Source organism: Streptomyces sp. NPDC018947 (assembly GCF_044390505.1).
GTDB lineage: Bacteria > Actinomycetota > Actinomycetes > Streptomycetales > Streptomycetaceae > Streptomyces.
This window is the reverse complement of the sequence record NZ_JBIRZD010000001.1, coordinates 73,883-92,040: the sequence shown is the minus strand read 5'-3', so window position 1 is coordinate 92,040 and position 18,158 is coordinate 73,883. Positions and strand designations below refer to the sequence as shown.

Genomic DNA, 18,158 nt, shown 5'->3' with positions numbered 1-18,158 from the left:
GCCGGGATCGGCCGGGGCGCGCCCGGTGCCTCAGGCGCGGGGCGCCGTCACCGCCTCCGACACCGCCCGGCCCAGCGCGTCGAGGAAGGCGTCCGTCGTCGCCCGGTCCCTGACCGCGAGCCGCAGCCACCGCCCGTCCAGACCGGGGAACGTGTCCCCCCTGCGGACCGCGTACCCGAGGGCGCGCAGGCGGTGGCGTACGGCGGTGGCGTCCGGGACGCGGACGAGGACGAAGGGGCCCTCGGCCGGTCCGGCGACCCGCAGGCCCGCCGGGGCGAGGCGGCGCAGACCGGTGACGAGGCGGGCCCGGTCCGCGGCGATGCGGTGGGCGGCGTGGGACGCCTCCGCCAGCGCGCGCGGCGCCACGCACGCCTCGGCCGCCGCCAGCGCCGGCGTGGACACCGGCCACAACGGCTGGGCACGCTCCAGGCCGGCGACCGTCTCCGGGTCCGCCAGCACGTACCCGATACGCAGTCCCGCCAGCCCCCACGTCTTGGTGAGGCTGCGCAGCACGACCAGTCCCGGCACGTCCGTCCGCCCGGCCAGCGCCTCCCGTTCGCCCGGCACCGCGTCCATGAACGCCTCGTCCACGACCAGCGTCCGCCCGGGCCGGGCGAGCCCGGCGATCACGTCCGCCGGGTGCAGCACCGACGTCGGGTTCGTCGGATTGCCGATCACGACCAGGTCGGCTTCGTCCGGGACGGCCGCCGGGTCGAGCCGGAAGCCGTCCTCCTCCCGCAGCAGCACCCGGCCGACCGTGTGCCCCGCGTCCCGCAGCGCCGCCTCGGGCTCCGTGAACTGGGGGTGCACCACCACCGGCCTGCGCACCCGCATCGCCCGCGCCAGCAGGACGAACGCCTCCGCGGCGCCCGCGGTCAGCAGCACCCGCTCCACCGGCAGCCCGTGCCGCGCCGCCACCGCCGCCCGCGCGGCCCGCCCGTCCGGGTAGGCCGCGAGGGAGCCCAGCGACGCGGCGAGGCGCTCGCGCAGCCAGGCCGGGGGCGTGTCCGCGCGGACGTTCACCGCGAGGTCCACCAGCGCCGAGCCGTCGTCCCGGACCTCGGCGTCCCCGTGGTGCCGCAGATCGTGCCCGCCCTCAGTGCGCATGGGAGTGTGCGTGTCCATGCCCGTGATGGTGCCCGTGGTGGTGGGAGCCGTCGTCGTCGGGGTGGAAGTGCGGCTGCTGCGGCAGCCCCACCTTGTCCTCGAACCCGGGCAGCGCGATCCGGTACACGCAGGAGTCGCAGTTCATCCGCAGGTCGCCCTCGACGGCCTCCTCGTACCGCTCCCACACCAGGTCCAGCAGCTCCGGCTCGGGCCCGATGACGTCCGCCGACCGCACCTCGGTCTCCGGGTGCGCGGCGGCCCACTCCTCGGTCTGGTGCCGGACCCGGTCCGGGAGGATGCCGGTGAACAGGAAGTACGGCAGGACGACGATCCGCCCGGCGCCCAGCCGCGCGCACCGGTCCAGGCCCCCCGGCACGTCGGGCCGCGCCAGCGACACGAACGCCGTCTCCACGCCCGCGTACCCGCGGCCCTCCCACAGCAGCCGCGCCGCCTTGAACACCTCCGCGTTGGCGTCCGGGTCCGTCGAACCGCGCCCCACCAGCAGCACGGTCACCTCGGACGGGTCCCACGAGGGGTCGACCGCCTCGGCCAGCCGCCGCTCCAGCACCCGCAGCAGCGACGGGTGCGGGCCCAGCGGACGCCCGTACGTGTACGAGATGCCGGGGTGCCGCTCCTTCTCGCGGGACAGCGCCGCCGGGATGTCGCCCTTGGCGTGCCCGGCCGACACCAGCATCAGCGGCACCGCGGCGAACCGCCGCACACCGCGCTCCACCAGCTCGGCGACCGCCTCGCCCAGCGGCGGCGGGGACAGCTCGATGAAGCCGCCCGCGACGGGCAGTTCGGGGTGGCGGCGGCCCAGCTCGCGCACGAAGTCGCGGAACGCCTCGGCTCCGGCCTCGTCCCGGGTGCCGTGGCCGGCGATGAGCAGGGCGGGCGGGGTGGTCACAGGGTCTCCTCGGTCTTCTTCGCCGCCTCGGACGAGACGGGGTGGTACAGCAGGGCGTTGAGCGCGGCGGACGCGACCGCCGACCCGCCCTTCTCGGACACGTTGCTCACGGCGGGCAGCCCGCTCTCGCGCAGCGCCTCCTTGGACTCGACCGCGCCGACGAAACCGACGGGCAGCCCGATGACGAGCGCGGGGGAGGCGTCCAGCGTCAAAAGCTCCTCCAGCGCGGTCGGCGCGTTGCCGATCACCCAGAGGGCGCCCGGGCCGACCTGCTCGTAGGCCAGCCGTATGCCGTGCGCCGAGCGGGTCAGCCCCGGCCCGGCGACGGCGTCCCGCAGCCGGCAGACGGTCTCGCGCCGGGTGATGCCCGCGCCGACCATCTCGACGTCCACGACGACGGGCGCCCCGGCGTGCAGCGCCGCGTGCGCCGTCTCCAGCTCGCCCTCGGCCATGACGAGATCGGTCGCGTACTCCAGGTCGGCGGCGGAGTGGACGACCCGCTCCACCACCGCCCGGGTCAGCGGCGGGAGGTGCGAGGTGTCCAGGCGGGCGCGCAGCCGCCGGTAGGACTCCTCCTCGATGGGGTGGACGACACGGTTCACCGGGCGTCCTCCCGCGCCGTCTGCCAGCGGTAGCCGCGCGGGGTCACCATGCGCCCCGCGATCTCACGGGTCGCGGTGTTGCCCACGGTCACGACCGTCATCATGTCGACCGTCGCCGGATCCAGGCCGCCGAGCGTGGTCAGCCGGCTGGACTCGTCCGGGCGGGAGGCGTTGCGCACCACACCGACCGGCGTCGCCGGCTCCCGGTGCCCGGCGAGGATCGCCAGTGCCTTCGGCAACTGCCAGTCCCGGCCCCGGGAGCGCGGGTTGTAGAAGGTGACGACGAGGTCCGCCTCGGCCGCCGCCCGTACCCGCCGCTCGATGACCTCCCACGGCGTGTGCAGGTCGGACAGGCTGATCGACACGTGGTCGTGGCCCAGCGGCGCGCCCAGGATCGCCCCGGCCGCCAGCGCGGCGGTGATTCCGGGCACCCCGACCACGTCGATGTCGTCGGACGCCTCGGCCAGCGCGGGCGACGCCATGGCGTACACACCCGCGTCGCCGCTGCCGATCAGCGCGACCGCCTGCCCGCGCCGCGCCTCGGCCACCGCCGTGCGGGCCCGCTCCTCCTCGGCGCCGAGCCCCGACTCCAGGACCCGGGTGCCCGGGCGCAGCAGATCGCGGATCTGGTCGACGTACTGGTCCAGCCCGACCAGCACGGACGCCCGCCGCAGCTCCGCCAGCGCACGCGGCGTCAGCAGGTCCCGGGCGCCAGGCCCGAGCCCGACCACCGCGAGCCGCCCGCGCCCCGGCCGCCGTACGACGGCACACGTGGCCATGGCGGGGGAGCCGTCCGCACGCTCCGACTTCCGCTTCGGTACGAGCAGTTCACCGCCGCCCGCCAGCGCGGCGGCCTCCGCGACCGACGGGGTGCCGACGGCGGCGAGCGGCGCTTCGGACGGGTTCGGCACCTCGACGCCCGCCAGCCGGCCGGCGGAGTACGTCACCAGCGGCACGCCCAGCCGCTCGGCCGCCCCGACGATGCCGGGCTCCCCGGCCTTGGCGTCCACGGTGGCCAGCTCGGCGAGCGACGCCTTCGACAGACCGGCGTCCCGCAGGGCCGCCTCCACCAGCCCCAGCACCTCCTCGGCCGGGGCGCCCTTCGAGGCCCCGACACCGACGACCAGGGACGGCGGACGCAGCACGGCCTCACGCTCGGCCGGCTCCACCAGACGGTCCGTCACCCGGACCGCGTACGCCCCCTCGGCGGCCAGCGGCAGCGGCGGCAGCGGCCAGGCCACCTCGGCCCGCAGCGCCACCGGCTCGCCGTCCAGCAGGGCCCGGGAGACCCCGGCCACATCGCCCTCGACGGGCATCCCCAGGGTGTCCAGTCCCGGCAGGTCCACGGCGTCCGTCGCCGTCGTCACCACCGGCTCGGCGCCCAGCACCTCGCCCACGGCGCGGGCCAGGTCGTTGGCGCCGCCGCCGTGCCCGCCGACCAGCGACACGGCGAACCGCCCGCCCTCGTCGACGCACACCACACCGGGGTCGGTCCGCTTGTCGTCCAGCAGCGGGGCCACGAGCCGGACCACGGCACCCGTGGCCAGGAAGCACACGAGCTGCCCGCACTCGGCGAACGCGGTCCGTACGGCGTCCGCGACGGGACCCCCGTACACGCGGGTGCGGTCCGGCCACGCCGCGGCCAGCCGGTCCCGCGCCGCGGCCCCCGCCGCGGTGGCGGAAATGAGGCCGATCACAGGGCCCCTCCTTCTTCGGTACGGCTGCCGGGCCTCACGCCCCACAGCAGGAAAACGGGATTGGTCGCCGCGAGCCGCGTCACGTCCCCGGGCAGCGGCGCAAGCCGGGACGACTGGAGCAGCACCCCTTCGCACTCCAGCCCGGCGCCGAGCAGCGCCTCGCGGGCCGCCGGAACCCGGTCCAGCGCGGCCATGGCGACGACCACGGTGCGCCGGGCACGCCGCGCGCAGGCCGAGACGATCTCCGGCAGCTCGCGCCCGCCGCCGCCCACGAACACGGCGTCGGGGTCGTCGAGCCCGGACAGCGCCGCGGGGGCCGCCCCGTGCACCACCCGCACGTCGACGCCGTGCGCGGCGGCGTTGGCGCGGACGCGCCCGGCCCCGTCCGGCGTCCTCTCCACGGCGGTGACGGCGGCACCGAGCCGCGCGCATTCCACGGCCACGGACCCGGAGCCCGCGCCGACGTCCCACACGAGGTCGCCGGGGCGCGGGCCGAGGCGGGCCAGCGCCAGGGCCCGCACCTCGAACTTGGTGATCATCGAGTCGCGGTGGGCGAACGCGGCCTCGTCCAGCGCCCACCCGGCGGGTCCCGGCCGCGGACCGGCCACCGAGCGCACCGGGCCCAGCGCCCGCGCCTCGTCCAGGCACAGCACCACGCTCACCGCCGTGCCCCAGTCCCGCGCGGCGGCCTCGGCGGGCGTCACCCGCTCCACCCGCTCCGCGGCGCAGCCCAGCGCGGAGGCGACGACCAGCACGCGGGCGTCGCCCGCGAGGGCGGCACCCAGCTCCGCCGGACCCGCCCCCGGCCCGGTCAGCACCGCCACCTTCGGATGCGCCCGGCACAGGTTCACGGCCGTGCGCAGCTCCCGCCCGTGAGCGCTGGCCACCACGGCGTCGTCCCACGGCAGCCCGGCCCGCGCGAACGCGGCGGCGACGGACGACACACCGGGCCGCACGTCGAGAAGCCCGGGCCCGAACCGCTCGGCCAGGGCCCGCACGATCCCGAAGAACCCCGGATCCCCGGAGGCCAGCACCAGCACCGGCCGCCCCTCGGCGACGTACCGCGCGACCGTGTCCAGCGCGGGCGCCAGCGCCCCGAGGACGACCCGCTCGGCGCCCTTCGGCAGCCGTACGGCGTCCAGGTGGCGCCGCCCGCCCACGACCAGCCCGGCGCCGTCGGCCACGTCCTCGGGCAGCGGGGAACCGGTCCCCGCCCCGACCACCGTGATCACGTGCTCGCACCCCGCGCGCGCAGCTCCCTGCGGGCCTCGGGGTCGGCCTTGCGGTACCCGTGGAAGTGCCCCGGGTGGTACAGGTGCGAGCGGGTGCCGTGCGCGTCGAGCGCCGGGCCGACCAGGAACAGGGTGTGCTTCCAGAGCTTGTGCTCCTTGACGGTCTCCTCCAGCGTGCCGATCGTGCACCTGACGACCAGCTCCTCCGGCCAGGTCGCCTGGTAGGCGACGACGACCGGGGTCTCGGTCGGGTAGCCGCCCTCCAGCAGCTCCCGCACGAGCTGGCCGCTGCGCGCCGCCGACAGGAAGACCGCCATGGTCGTGCCGTGCCTGGCGAACTCGCGGACCTCCTCCCCGGGCGGCATCGGCGTCTTGCCGCCGCCGAGCCGGGTGAGCACCACCGACTGCGCCACCTCGGGGATCGTCAGCTCCCGCTGCGCGAGCGCCGCGACCGCCGAGAACGCGGAGACGCCGGGCACGACCTCGGTCGCGATGCCGATCTCCGCGCACCGGTCGAGCTGCTCCTGCGTGCCGCCCCACAGCGCCGGGTCGCCGGAGTGGATGCGGGCCACCTTCAGGCCGTCCTGCCGGGCCCGCCGGTAGACGGCGACGACGTCCTCCAGCGACATCGTCGCCGAGTCCAGGACCTCCGCGTCCTCACGGGCGTGCTGGAGCACCTCGGCCTGCACGAGGCTCGCCGCCCAGATCACGACGTCGGCCTCGGCGATGGCGCGGGCGGCGCGGAACGTCAGCAGATCGGCGGCGCCGGGGCCGGCACCGACGAAGGTCACCTTGCCGGCGGGGGTGTCGGCCATGGGTCGGGTTCCTCTCGTACGGAATGTCAACGCGGGCCGGGTCGCACGTGCGCGACCCGGTGCTGATCGGATAGCAAGGGCACATGGCGGTCTTCGTCGCGCTCGGCGCGTTCCTGATGACGCTGGCGGGCGGCTGGACGGCACAGCGGGTGACCGACCGCCGCCACCTGGTGCTGGGCCTGGCCGGCGGCCTGATGCTGGGCGTGGTCGGCATGGACCTGCTGCCCGAGGCGCTGGAGGCGGCGGGCACCGAGGTGCACGGCGTGCCGGCCGCCCTGCTGCTGTTCGTGGCCGGCTTCCTCACGGCCCATCTGGTGGAACGTCTGCTGGCGGCCCGTCAGGCGGCGCACGGCGCCGAGGACCACGACGGCAGGACGCCCGAGGTGGGACTCACCGCCGCCGCCGCGATGGTCGGCCACAGCGCCATGGACGGCGTCGCCATCGGTGCCGCCTTCCAGGTCGGCCACGGCATGGGCCTCGCCGTCGCGCTCGCCGTCATCGCCCACGACTTCGCGGACGGCTTCAACACCTTCACCCTCACGACCCTGTACGGCAACGCCCGCCGCCGCGCCGTCGCCATGCTGGTCGCGGACGCCGTCGCACCCGTGGCCGGGGCGGCCTCCACGCTGCTGTTCACCATCCCCGAGCCGGCGCTCGGCGCCTATCTCGGCTTCTTCGGCGGCGCCCTGCTCTATCTGGCCGCCGCCGAGATCCTGCCCGAGGCCCACCACACGCACCCCGCCCGCTCGACCGCGCTGTGCACGGTCGCCGGCGCGGTGTTCATCTGGCTGGTGGTCGGCATCGCCGAGTGACGCCCGCGCGGTCACAGTTTCCCGCCCCGCCCGCCCTCGCGCCGGGCCGGCGCGATGAGCGTCGACAGATACGGCAGCGGCTCCCCGTCCAGCTCGGCGGCCGGACGCACGGACTCCTCCGGCAGCCCCAGCGCCGATCCCCACACGGCGTCGCCGAGCCGCCCGGTCTCCCGCAGCACCTCGGCGACCTCGGCCGCCTGCCGCCCGAACTTGTACGCGACGACCGTGCCCGGCCCGTTCAACGCGTCCTTCAGCACGGCCGACCCGGCGGTCACCGGCACCAGCGTCAGCGGCTCGGTGCCCTCCGTCAGCACGGCACCCGACCGCGCCGCCAGGTCCTGCATCGCGGTGATGCCCGGCACGGTCTCCACGACGGTGCCCGGCACCAGCTCGCCGACGGTCTGCGCGAGATAGGTGAACGTGGAGTACACGTTGGGGTCGCCGATGGTGGCGAACGCGACGCTGCCGTGGTCCCGCAGCAGCGCGGCCACCCGCTCCCCGGCCGCGTCCCACGCCGCCTCGCGCCGCGCCCGGTCGGTGCGCTCGTTCAGCGCGAACACGACCCGTACGACCTTCGCGGCGTCCACGTAGTGCAGCACGGTCGCCTCGGCACGGCCCCGCTCACCGGTGTCCATCACGGGCACGACCACCACGTCGGCGGCGCGCAGGGCGCCCACGCCCTTGACGGTCACCAGCTCCGGGTCCCCGGGACCCACCCCGACTCCGATCAGCCTGCTGCTCATGACGTCCGGCACCTCTCCACGAACCGACGGGCGACACCGGGCTCGGACGCCCAGTGCGTGTGCAGATAACTCGCGTGCACACCGCGCTCCACAAATCCCTCGACGCGCCGTTCGGGCGCCCGCACCCCCCAGGCCGGCGCGGCCCCGGCCCCCGGTTCCACGACCGTCCGGTGGAACTCGTGCCCCCGCATCCGCGTCCCCGCCGCGGCCAGCGCGCTGTCGCTCACGGCCACGGCGTCCCGGTAACCCAGGGTGAGCCGCTCCGACATCCGCGCCGAGGCGTCCAGCACCCCGCACATCGGCAGCCCGTCCAGCTCCCGGCACAGATACAGCAGCCCGGCGCACTCGGCGGCCACGGGAGCACCGCTCAGGGCGAGTTCGGAGACGGCCCCGCGCAACGCCTCGTTGGCCGACAGCTCACCGGCGTACACCTCCGGGAACCCGCCGCCGATCACCAGCCCGGCGGTCCCCTCGGGCAGCTCCTCGTCCCGCAGCGGATCGAACGTGACGACCTCGGCCCCGGCGGCCGCGAGCAGCTCGGCGTGCTCGGCGTAGGAGAACGTGAACGCGGCCCCGCCGGCGACGGCGACGCGCCGCGGCCCGTCCGGCGTTCGAGGACGAGGCCGGCCGGGCCGCGGCGGGGGTCCGGGGACGGCAGCCGCCGGGGCCGGGCCGGCAAGGGGCGGCGGGGCCGGGGACACCAGGGCCTCGCCCGCGTCCCAGGCCGCGCCGGGGAGCACACCGGCACCCCGCGCCAGCGCCAGCAGGGCCTCCAGATCACACCCCTCGGACACCATCGAGGCCATCGCCGCGACGGCCTCGATGGCCTCCGGACCCCGTTCGGCGACCGGCACCAGCCCCAGGTGCCGCGACGGCGTCTCCACCCGCGAGGCCCGCCGCAGCACCCCCAGCACCGGCACCCCCACGGAGTCCAGCGCCTCCCGCAGCAACGCCTCGTGCCGGTCGGAACCGACCTTGTTGAGGATCACGCCCCCGATCCGGACCTCCGGGTCGAAGGACACGAACCCGTGCACCAGCGCCGCCACCGACCGGGACTGCGACGACGCGTCCACGACGAGCACCACCGGCGCCCGCAGCAGCTTGGCGACCTGCGCGGTGGACGCGAGTTCCCCCTCGCCCGCCGCACCGTCGTACAGCCCCATCACCCCTTCGACCACGGCGATGTCGCAGCCGCGCGCCCCGTGCAGGAACAGCGGCCCGATCAGCTCCGGCCCGCACAGGAAGGCGTCGAGGTTCCGTCCCGTGCGCCCGGTGGCGAGCGCGTGGTACCCGGGGTCGATGTAGTCGGGCCCGACCTTGTGCGGGGACACGGCGAGCCCCCGCGAGGCGAGCGCGGCCATCAGCCCCGTGGCGACGGTGGTCTTGCCGCTCCCCGACGAGGGAGCGGCGACGACCAGCCGGGGAACGGACATCACCACTCGATGCCCCTCTGCCCCTTCTGCCCGGCGTCCATCGGGTGCTTGACCTTGGACATGTCGGTGACGAGGTCGGCGAAGTCCACCAGCTTCCCGGGCGCGTTCCGTCCGGTGATCACCACGTGCTGGGTGCCGGGCCGCCCGCGCAGCACGTCGATCACCTCGTCGGTGTCCACCCAGCCCCAGTGCATGGGGTACGCGAACTCGTCCAGCACGTACAGCCGGTACGTCTCGGCGGCCAGGTCGCGCTTGACCTGCTCCCAGCCCTCGCGGGCCTTCTCCTCGTTGTCCATCTGCGCGTCGCGCTGGACCCAGGACCAGCCCTCGCCCATCTTGTGCCAGTCGACGCTGCCGCCCTCACCGGAGGCGCCGAGGACCCGCAGCGCGTTCTCCTCGCCGACCTTCCACTTGGCCGACTTCACGAACTGGAACACCCCGATCGGCCACCCCTGGTTCCAGGCGCGCAGCGCCAGCCCGAAGGCGGCCGTCGACTTGCCCTTGCCGATGCCGGTGTGCACGACGACCAGCGGACGGTTGCGGCGCTGACGGGTCGTCAGACCGTCGTCCGGCACGACGCTCGGCTGTCCCTGAGGCATTACGCGGCCCTCCTGTCGTTCTGTACGTCCTTCACCAGTCCGGCGATCGAGTCCGCCCGCAACTCGTCCAGCGTCACCGCCGTACCGCCCAGGCCGGCGGCTAGCTGCCCGGCGAGCCCGAGCCGCACCGGCCCCGACTCGCAGTCCACGACCACGGAGGCGACGCCCTCGCCCGCGAACAGCCGCGCGGCACGCCCCGCGAGCGCGACCGGCTCGGGGCCGCCCGTCGCCCGCCCGTCCGTGACCACCACGAGCAGCGGACGGCGCGCCGGATCCCGCAGCCGCTCCACCCGCAGCACCTCGTGCGCCTTCAGCAGCCCGGCCGCCAGCGGCGTACGGCCACCGGTCGGCAGCGAGTCCAGCCGGGCGGCGGCCGCGTCCACCGAGGACGTCGGCGGCAGCGCCACCTCGGCCGCCGACCCCCGGAAGGTCACCAGCCCCACCTTGTCCCGCCGCTGGTAGGCGTCCAGCAGCAGCGACAGCACGGCACCCTTCACGGCGCTCATCCGCTGCCGCGCGGCCATCGACCCGGAGGCGTCGACGACGAACAGCACGAGATTGCCCTCGCGGCCCTCGCGCGTCGCCTGCCGCAGATCGTCGCGTCGGACCACCAGCCCCGGCCCGGACCGCCCCCGCGCCCGCTGGTGCGGGGCCGCGGCCCGCACGGTCGCCGCCAGGTGCAGCCTGCCCAGCGCCCCCTGGGGGCGGCGCGCCCCGGTGGTCCGCCCGTGCTCGGTCCGCGCCCGCGAACGCCGCCCGGCGGCACCGTCGCCCAGCCCGGGCACGCTCAGCACCTTCGTGCGGAACGGCTCGGCGGCCCGCACGGGGGACTGCTCGCCGGCGCCGCCCGAGGGCCGCGGCTCCCCGTCCTCCCCGGCCTCGGGCCGCGCGGCGGTGTCACCGTCCCCCCGGGGCGCGTCGTCGGGCTCCGGCCGGCCGCCGGGACCGCCGCCGGGACCCGGGTCCGGATCGTCGTCGCCGTCACCGTCGCCCTGGTCCTGCCCGCCGAACTCCTCCAGCGTCTCGTCGAGCTTGTCCTCGTCCAGCCCCGGCGCGTCGAAGGGGTTGCGCCGCCGCCGGTGCGGGAGGGCCAGCAGCGCGGCCTGCCGCACGTCCTCCGCCAGCACGTCGGTCCGCCCGGCCCACGCCGCCAGCGCGGTCGCCGTACGCGCCATCACGATGTCGGCACGCATGCCGTCCACCTCGAAGGCGGCGCAGGTCGCCGCGATCTGCCGCAGCGCCCCGTCGCCGAGCCGCACCTGCGGCAGCAGCTCCCGTGCCGCGGCGATGCGCCGGCGTACGGCGGCCTCCTCGTCGGCCCAGCGGGCGGCGAACTCCTCGGGGCCGTCCTCGTAGGCCAGGCGCCGCCTGACGACCTCCACGCGCTCGTCGGGCTCGCGGGAGGCGGCGACCTCGACGGTGAGGCCGAACCGGTCGAGCAACTGCGGCCGCAGCTCGCCCTCCTCGGGGTTCATCGTGCCGACCAGCAGGAACTTCGAGGCGTGCCGCACCGACACCCCCTCGCGCTCCACGTACGAGGCGCCCATCGCGGCGGCGTCCAGCAGGAGGTCCACGAGGTGGTCGTGGAGGAGGTTGACCTCGTCGACGTAGAGGATCCCGCGGTGCGCGTCGGCGAGCAGCCCGGGCTCGAACGCCTTCACGCCCTCCGACAGCGCCCGCTCGATGTCCAGCGCGCCGACGAGCCGGTCCTCGGAGGCACCGACGGGCAGCTCCACCATCCGCGCCGGCCGCGGCTCGCCGGCCCCCGCCCCGTGCGGCCCGTCCGGGCACGCGGGGTCGGGGGAGGCGGGGGCGCAGGAGAACCGGCACCCGGGGACGACGTCCACCTCGGGCATCAGCGCGGCCAGGGCACGCACGGCCGTCGACTTGGCGGTGCCCTTCTCCCCGCGCACCAGCACTCCGCCGACCGCCGGGGACACGGCGTTCAGGAGCAGCGCGAGCCGCAGGTCGTCCTGCCCGACGACCGCCGTGAACGGGAACGGGGTACTCACTTGTCGTCGCCCTCCAAGTCGCCTTCGAGCTCCAGATAGGTGGCGCGCAGCCGCTCCAGGGTCTGCGCGTCCGGCTCCGCCCACAGTCCCCGGTCCGCGGCCTCCAGCAGCCGCTCGGTGATGCCGCGCAGCGCCCAGGGGTTCGACTTCCGCATGAACTCCTGGTTCTCCGGCGAGAACACGTACTCGGCGCTGAGCTTCTCGTACATCCAGTCGTCCACGACCCCGGCCGTGGCGTCGTACCCGAACAGGTAGTCCACGGTGGCCGCCATCTCGAAGGCGCCCTTGTAACCGTGCCTGCGCATCGCCGCCATCCAGCGCGGGTTGACCACCCGGGCCCGGAAGACGCGGTGGGTCTCCTCGCCGAGCGTGCGGGTCTTCACCTGGTCGGGGGTGGCGGAGTCACCGACGTACGCCTCGGGCGAGGCCCCCGTCAGGTGCCGCACCATGGCGACCATGCCGCCGTGGTACTGGAAGTAGTCGTCGGCGTCCACGAGGTCGTGCTCCCTCGTGTCCACGTTCTTCGCCGCCACCGCGATCCGCCGGAACGCCGTCTCCATGTCGCCGCGCGCCGCGCGCCCGTCGAGCCCGCGTCCGTAGGCGTAGCCGCCCCACACCGCGTACACCTCGGCGAGGTCCGCGTCGGAGCGCCAGTTCCGCGCGTCGATCAGCGGCAGCAGGCCGGCGCCGTACGCGCCCGGCTTGGAGCCGAAGATGCGGGCCGTGGCCCGGCGCCGGTCGCCGTGCCCGGCGGTGTCCTCGTCGGCGTGCGCCCGCACGTAGTTGGACTCGGCGGGCTCGTCCAGTTCCGCCACCGCCCGCACCGCGTCGTCGATCAGCCCGACGACGTGCGGGAACGCGTCCCGGAAGAACCCGGAGATGCGCACCGTCACATCGACGCGCGGCCGGCCCAGCTCCTCCGGCGGCACGATCTCGAAGCCGGTCACCCGGCGCGAGGCGTCGTCCCAGACGGGCCGGCAGCCCAGCAGCGCCAGGATCTCGGCGATGTCGTCGCCCTGGGTGCGCATCGCGGACGTGCCCCAGACGGTGAGGCCGACGGACTTCGGGTACTCACCGGTGTCGGCGAGGTAGCGCTGGACCAGGGAGTCCGCGAGGGACTGGCCGACCTCCCAGCTCAGCCGGGACGGGATCGCCTTGGGGTCGACGGAGTAGAAGTTCCGGCCGGTCGGCAGCACGTTGACCAGGCCGCGGGTCGGCGAGCCGGACGGCCCGGCCGGGACGTAACCGCCGTCCAGGGCCCGCAGGATGTGCCCGATCTCGTCCGTCGTCCGGGCGAGCCGCGGCACGACCTCCGCGCAGGCGAACTCCAGCACGGCGACGGCGTCGGGGAGTTCGTCGCCGAGCACCTGCCGCACCAGGCCCGGCACGGCCGCGGAGTCCCAGTCCCGCGCCTCCATGCCCTCCGCGAGGCGCCGGCACAACTGCTCCAGCAGGTCGATCGCGTCGGCGGCCGACCGCGCCGGGCCGTCCACCAGGCCGGTCAGCTCGGCCGGCACCTTCACCGCGGCGCCCGGCTCGGCCAGCAGCTCCTTCTCCACCAGCCCGAAGTGCGCCGCCAGCGACGCCCGCAGACCCGGCAGCGCGTTCGCCCGCCCGCCCCACACCTGCGAGGCGCGCAGCACGGCCAGCACCAGGTTGACGCGCGGCTCGCCGACCGGGCCGCCGCCCAGCACGTGCAGGCCGTCACGGATCTGCACGTCCTTGATCTCGCAGAGGTAGCCGTCGATGTGCATGACGAACTCGTCGAACTCGTCGTCGTCCGGCTGGTCGTCCACATGCAGGTCGTGGTGGAGCTCGGCCGCCTTGACCAGGGTCCAGATCTGCGCGCGCACCGCCGGAGCCTTCGCCGGGTCCAGGTCGGAGACGAGCGCGTACTCGTCGAGCAACTGCTCCAGCTTGGCCAGATCGCCGTAGGTGTCGGCACGGGCCATCGGCGGCACGAGGTGGTCGACCACCGTCGCGTGGCCGCGCCGCTTGGCCTGGGTGCCCTCGCCGGGGTCGTTGACGATGAACGGGTAGATCAGCGGCAGGTCGCCGAGGACCGCGTCCGGCGCGCAGCCGGCGCCGAGCCCGAGGCCCTTGCCCGGCAGCCACTCCATCGTGCCGTGCTTGCCCATGTGCACGATCGCGTCGGCGCCGAAGCTGTTCTCCAGCCACCGGTAGGCCGCCAGGTAGTGGTGGGACGGCGGCATGTCGGGGTCGTGGTAGATCGCGATGGGGTTCTCGCCGAAGCCGCGCGGCGGCTGGATCATGACGACGACGTTCCCGAACCGGAGCGACGCCAGCACGATGTCGTCCCCGTCGACGTACAGCGAGCCCGGCGGCTCGCCCCACGCCTCGGTCATGGCGTCCCGCAGCCCGGGGTCCAGCTTCTCGAACCACGCCCGGTAGTCGGCCAGCGGCACCCGCGCGGGCGCCGCGGCGAGCTGGTCCTCCGTCAGCCACTCCACGTCGTGGCCGCCCGCCTCGATCAGCCGGTGGATCAGCTCGTCGCCGCCGGACGGGTAGTCGGTGAGCGAGTACCCCGCCTCCCGCAGCGCGTCCAGGACCCGCACGGCGGACGCCGGGGTGTCCAGGCCGACGGCGTTGCCGACGCGCGAGTGCTTGGTTGGGTAGGCGGTGAAGACCAGCGCCAGCTTCTTGTCGGCGTTCGGCTTGTGCCCGAGCGCCGCGTGCCGCACGGCGATCCCGGCGACTCGCGCGGCCCGCTCGGGGTCGGCCACGTACACCGGTACGTCGTCGGGGCCCTGCTCCTTGAAGGAGAACGGCACCGTGACGAGCCGCCCGTCGAACTCCGGGATGGCGACCTGCATCGCCGCGTCCATCGGGGACAGCGCGGCGTCCGACCCGTCCCAGGCGGCGCGCGAGGAGGTGAGGCAGAGCCCCTGCAGCACCGGCACGTCCAGGTCGGCCAGCGCGCCGATGTCCCAGGCCTCCTCGTCGCCGCCCGCCGACGCCTGCGAGGCGTGCGTGCCGCCCGCCGCGAGGACCGTGGCGACCAGGGCGTCGGCCCGGCCCAGCAGCCCGTACAGCCCGGCGTCCGCGCCGCGCAGCGAACCGCAGTACACGGGCAGGGCGTTGGCGCCGCGCGCCTCGATCGCGTCGCACAGGGTGTCGACGAAGGCGGTGTTGCCGCTCAGCTCGTGGGCGCGGTAGAAGAGCACGCCGACCGTCGGGCGGCCCTCCACGAAGGGGCGTTCGCCGTGGACGCCGTACTCCGGCATGGCGTGCGGCGCGTCGAAGCCCTCGCCGGTCAGCAGCACCGTGTCCGACAGGAACCGGGCGAGCTGGGTGAGGTTGCCGGGGCCGCCCTCGACGAGGTAGCGCAGGGCCTCCGCGACCACCCCGGCCGGCACGGACGACTCGGCCATCAGCTCGGCGTCCGGCACGGACTCCCCGCCGAGCAGCACGGTCGGGATCCCCGACGCCCGCAGCGCGGCGAGCCCGTCCTCCCAGGCCCGCTTGCCGCCCAGCAGGCGGACGACGGCGATGTCGGCGCCCTCGACCAGCGCGGGCAACTCCTCCCGGACGTCGACCCGGGTCGGGTTGCCGATCCGGTAGGCGGCGTCCGACGCGCGGGCCGCCAGCAGGTCCGTGTCGGCGGTCGACAACAACAACACTGTGCTCATGCGGGCGCTCCCGGTGGAATGAAGGGCAGTCCTTGTGGCGCGCCGGACTCGATGAGCCGCCACAGCGCGTCCGTGTCCGCGTGCTGTTCGATCAGGTCGCCGAGCCGGTCGAGCTGCTCCTCGCGCAGCGCGGCGAACGAGGTGCCGGGGGCCGGCACGAAGCGGCGGCCCGCGGCGGCGGCCACCTCGCGCAGGAACGCCCGCCGGAAGCCGTCGGACTCCAGAGAGCCGTGCCAGTGCGTGCCCCAGGTGTGGCCGACCCGGCAGCCGTCCAGGAAGGGCTCCCCGCCGGTCACCTCGGCGACCCCGTGATGGATCTCGTACCCCTCGACGCGTTCGCCGAGGGCCTCGCCGACGGGCCGGGTGAGGGTCTTCTCGCGGGCGAACCGCACCCGTACGGGCAGCAGTCCGAGGCCGTCGACGTGCCCGGCGCGGGACTCGACGTCGTCCTCGATGTGCTCGCCGAGCGCCTGGAAGCCGCCGCAGATGCCGAGGACCGGCCGTCCCTCGGCCGCCCGGCGCGCGATCGCGTCCGCGAGTCCCCGCTCCCGCAGCCACCGAAGGGCCCGTACGGTGCCGCGCGTCCCCGGCAGGACCACGAGGTCGGCGTCCGCCAGTTCCTCGGGACGGTCCACGAACCGCACCACGACGCCGGGTTCGGCGGCCAGCGCGTCCACGTCCGTGAAGTTGGACATCAGCGGGACCGCGCACACGGCGACCCGCAGCACGTCCTCGCCGACCGGCTGTGCGACGGCCGACTCCCGGACCGTGCCGCGCGGGGGGACCCCCATCCCGTCCTCCTCGTCGATGCCGAGCCCGTGCCGGAAGGGCAGCACGCCGTACGTCCGCCGCCCGGTGAGGCCGTGGAGCATGTCGAGGCCCGGCTCCAGCAGCGACACGTCGCCGCGGAACTTGTTGACGAGGAAACCGGCGACCAGCGCCTGGTCCTCGGACGACAGCAGCGCCACCGTGCCGAAGAGGGACGCGAAGACGCCCCCGCGGTCGATGTCGCCGACGACGAGGACGGGCAGCCCGGCGCCCCGGGCGATCCCCATGTTCACGATGTCGGTGCGGCGCAGATTGATCTCGGCCGGGCTGCCCGCACCCTCGCAGATCACCGCGTCGTAGGAGCCCCGCAGTTCGGCCAGGCAGTCGAGCACCGTGCCGAGCAGCCGCTGCTGGCGCCCGCCGTGGTAGCCGCGGGCGCTCATCTCGCCGACGGGTTTCCCGAGCAGCACGACCTGGCTGCTCTGCTCGCCGCCCGGCTTGAGCAGCACCGGGTTCATCAGCGCGGTCGGCTCGACGCGGCACGCCTGGGCCTGCATGGCCTGCGCGCGGCCGATCTCGGCGCCCTCGCGGGTCACGAACGAGTTCAGCGACATGTTCTGCGCCTTGAAGGGCGCCACCTTCACGCCCTGGCGCGCCAGCCACCGGCAGATCCCGGCGGTCACGACGCTCTTGCCGGCGTCGGAGGTGGTGCCGGCGACGAGAAGACCACCGTTCACGAGGTATGTCCCTTCCTGGTGACGGGGCGGACGAGCAGCCGCGCGCCCGCGCACACGCCCAGCGCGAGCCAGCCCACGCGCCGGGAGAGCCGTACGGCCCGTTCGATGTCGCCGTTCCCGGCCCGCATGGGGCGTCCGGCCGCGCCGTTGAGCACCGGCCGCTGCTCGACCCGGCCGCCGTAGGAGAGCGTGCCGCCCAGCCGCACGCCGAGGGCGCCGGCGAAGGACGCCTCGACGGGCCCGGCGTTGGGGCTCGGGTGCCGGCGGGCGTCGGCGCGCCAGGCCCGTACGGCACCGCGCGGGTCGCCGCCCGACGCCGCGGCCAGTACGGCGGTGAGCCGGGCTCCCGGCCAGCCCGCGAGGTCGTCGAGGCGGGCCGAGGCCCAGCCGTAGCGCCGGTGCCGGGGCGACTTGTGGCCCACCATGGCGTCGAGGGTGTTCACGGCCCGGAAGCCGACCAGCCCCGGCACTCCGCCGAGCGCGCCCCACACCAGCGCGCCCACGACCGCGTCGGAGGTGTTCTCGGCGACGGACTCCACCACGGCCCGGGCGATCCCGTCGGCGTCCAGCGCCTGCGGGTCCCGCCCGCACAGGTGGGGCAGCCGGGCCCGGGCCGCCTCGACGTCCCCGGCGTCCAGCGCCCGCCCGATCGCGCGGGCCTCGCGGGCCAGCGAGGTCCCGCCGACGACGGCCCAGGTGGCGGCGGCGGTCAGCGTGACGGAGGCGGCGGGGGAGCGGCGTACGGCGTGCGCCGCGGCGGCCGCGGCGGCGACGGTGCCACCCGCGCACACGGCGGTGTGCAGCGCGCCCCAGCCCCGGTGGTCACGCCACAGCACCCGTTCCACGGCGCCGGCGGCACGGCCGAACACGGCGACCGGGTGTCCGCGGCGCGGATCGCCGAGGAGGAGGTCGCCGAGGAGGCCGGCGGCGGCGCCGTACGCGAAGACGCGTTCGGCGCGCACGGCTCAGCCGGCCGCGGGAAGGGGAAGCGGAAGTACGTCGCTGGTGAGCCCGGTACGGCAGCCGCGCATGGCGATATGTCCT

General features: G+C 75.7%; 14 protein-coding genes. 1 reads left to right on the top strand and 13 read right to left on the bottom strand.

Translation table 11 applies throughout. The features are described 5' to 3' along the window. Positions 1-30: 30 nt before the first annotated feature. From cobC to cobM, 6 genes are read right to left on the bottom strand one after another with little or no spacing between them, the layout of a single operon-like run. A complete protein-coding gene (cobC, locus tag ACH499_RS00395; RefSeq protein WP_399012950.1) occupies positions 31-1,125 on the bottom strand; it encodes an Rv2231c family pyridoxal phosphate-dependent protein CobC in 1,095 nt (364 codons plus the stop codon). Further along, entirely contained in the window at positions 1,097-2,014 is a 918-nt protein-coding gene (locus tag ACH499_RS00390; RefSeq protein WP_356203821.1) for a sirohydrochlorin chelatase, read from the bottom strand. The genes cobC and ACH499_RS00390 overlap by 29 nt, the downstream gene beginning before the upstream one ends. Then, positions 2,011-2,616: a precorrin-8X methylmutase gene (locus ACH499_RS00385; protein WP_399012949.1), complete on the bottom strand. Its 606-nt coding sequence runs from the start codon at positions 2,614-2,616 to the stop codon at positions 2,011-2,013. The genes ACH499_RS00390 and ACH499_RS00385 overlap by 4 nt, the downstream gene beginning before the upstream one ends. Continuing rightward, entirely contained in the window at positions 2,613-4,313 is a 1,701-nt protein-coding gene (gene cobJ / locus ACH499_RS00380) for a precorrin-3B C(17)-methyltransferase (protein WP_399012948.1), read from the bottom strand. Before cobJ ends, ACH499_RS00385 begins: the two co-directional genes overlap by 4 nt. Continuing rightward, positions 4,310-5,545: a precorrin-6y C5,15-methyltransferase (decarboxylating) subunit CbiE gene (cbiE, locus tag ACH499_RS00375; RefSeq protein ID WP_399012945.1), complete on the bottom strand. Its 1,236-nt coding sequence runs from the start codon at positions 5,543-5,545 to the stop codon at positions 4,310-4,312. Before cbiE ends, cobJ begins: the two co-directional genes overlap by 4 nt. Then, positions 5,542-6,360: a precorrin-4 C(11)-methyltransferase gene (cobM, locus tag ACH499_RS00370; protein WP_356203827.1), complete on the bottom strand. Its 819-nt coding sequence runs from the start codon at positions 6,358-6,360 to the stop codon at positions 5,542-5,544. Before cobM ends, cbiE begins: the two co-directional genes overlap by 4 nt. Positions 6,361-6,443: 83 nt before the next feature. On the opposite strand from cobM, the gene ACH499_RS00365 reads away from it, so the two are divergent. Next, positions 6,444-7,172, top strand: coding sequence for a ZIP family metal transporter (locus tag ACH499_RS00365; protein ID WP_399012943.1), 729 nt, complete (start codon positions 6,444-6,446; stop codon positions 7,170-7,172). 11 nt (positions 7,173-7,183) lie between these two features. On the opposite strand, the gene cobI is transcribed toward ACH499_RS00365, so the two are convergent. From cobI to ACH499_RS00330, 7 genes are read right to left on the bottom strand one after another with little or no spacing between them, the layout of a single operon-like run. After that, complete coding sequence (cobI, locus tag ACH499_RS00360; protein WP_356203830.1) at positions 7,184-7,915, bottom strand: precorrin-2 C(20)-methyltransferase; 732 nt, start codon at positions 7,913-7,915, stop codon at positions 7,184-7,186. Continuing rightward, positions 7,912-9,348 carry a cobyrinate a,c-diamide synthase gene (locus tag ACH499_RS00355; protein ID WP_399012941.1) on the bottom strand — a complete coding sequence of 479 codons (1,437 nt, stop codon included), beginning with the start codon at positions 9,346-9,348 and terminating at the stop codon, positions 7,912-7,914. Before ACH499_RS00355 ends, cobI begins: the two co-directional genes overlap by 4 nt. Beyond that, the gene (cobO, locus tag ACH499_RS00350) at positions 9,348-9,947 is read right to left on the bottom strand and encodes a cob(I)yrinic acid a,c-diamide adenosyltransferase (RefSeq protein WP_356203833.1); all 600 of its coding nucleotides are present in this window, start codon (positions 9,945-9,947) and stop codon (positions 9,348-9,350) included. Before cobO ends, ACH499_RS00355 begins: the two co-directional genes overlap by 1 nt. Next, positions 9,947-11,959, bottom strand: coding sequence for a putative cobaltochelatase (locus ACH499_RS00345; protein ID WP_399012939.1), 2,013 nt, complete (start codon positions 11,957-11,959; stop codon positions 9,947-9,949). Before ACH499_RS00345 ends, cobO begins: the two co-directional genes overlap by 1 nt. Beyond that, positions 11,956-15,609 carry a cobaltochelatase subunit CobN gene (gene cobN, locus ACH499_RS00340; RefSeq protein WP_399012937.1) on the bottom strand — a complete coding sequence of 1,218 codons (3,654 nt, stop codon included), beginning with the start codon at positions 15,607-15,609 and terminating at the stop codon, positions 11,956-11,958. The genes ACH499_RS00345 and cobN overlap by 4 nt, the downstream gene beginning before the upstream one ends. After that, positions 15,606-17,114, bottom strand: coding sequence for a cobyric acid synthase (locus ACH499_RS00335; protein WP_399012935.1), 1,509 nt, complete (start codon positions 17,112-17,114; stop codon positions 15,606-15,608). Before ACH499_RS00335 ends, cobN begins: the two co-directional genes overlap by 4 nt. Beyond that, a complete protein-coding gene (locus ACH499_RS00330) occupies positions 17,111-18,076 on the bottom strand; it encodes a cobalamin biosynthesis protein (RefSeq protein ID WP_399012933.1) in 966 nt (321 codons plus the stop codon). Before ACH499_RS00330 ends, ACH499_RS00335 begins: the two co-directional genes overlap by 4 nt. Positions 18,077-18,158: the final 82 nt, after the last annotated feature.

Coding starts and splice junctions, on each gene's coding strand:
- cobC (WP_399012950.1), bottom strand. CDS start 1,125: ATGGACACGCACACTCCCATGCGCACTGAGGGCGGGCACGATCTGCGG.
- cobM (WP_356203827.1), bottom strand. CDS start 6,360: ATGGCCGACACCCCCGCCGGCAAGGTGACCTTCGTCGGTGCCGGCCCC.
- ACH499_RS00365 (WP_399012943.1), top strand. CDS start 6,444: ATGGCGGTCTTCGTCGCGCTCGGCGCGTTCCTGATGACGCTGGCGGGC.
- cobI (WP_356203830.1), bottom strand. CDS start 7,915: ATGAGCAGCAGGCTGATCGGAGTCGGGGTGGGTCCCGGGGACCCGGAG.
- ACH499_RS00355 (WP_399012941.1), bottom strand. CDS start 9,348: ATGTCCGTTCCCCGGCTGGTCGTCGCCGCTCCCTCGTCGGGGAGCGGC.
- cobO (WP_356203833.1), bottom strand. CDS start 9,947: ATGCCTCAGGGACAGCCGAGCGTCGTGCCGGACGACGGTCTGACGACC.
- cobN (WP_399012937.1), bottom strand. CDS start 15,609: ATGAGCACAGTGTTGTTGTTGTCGACCGCCGACACGGACCTGCTGGCG.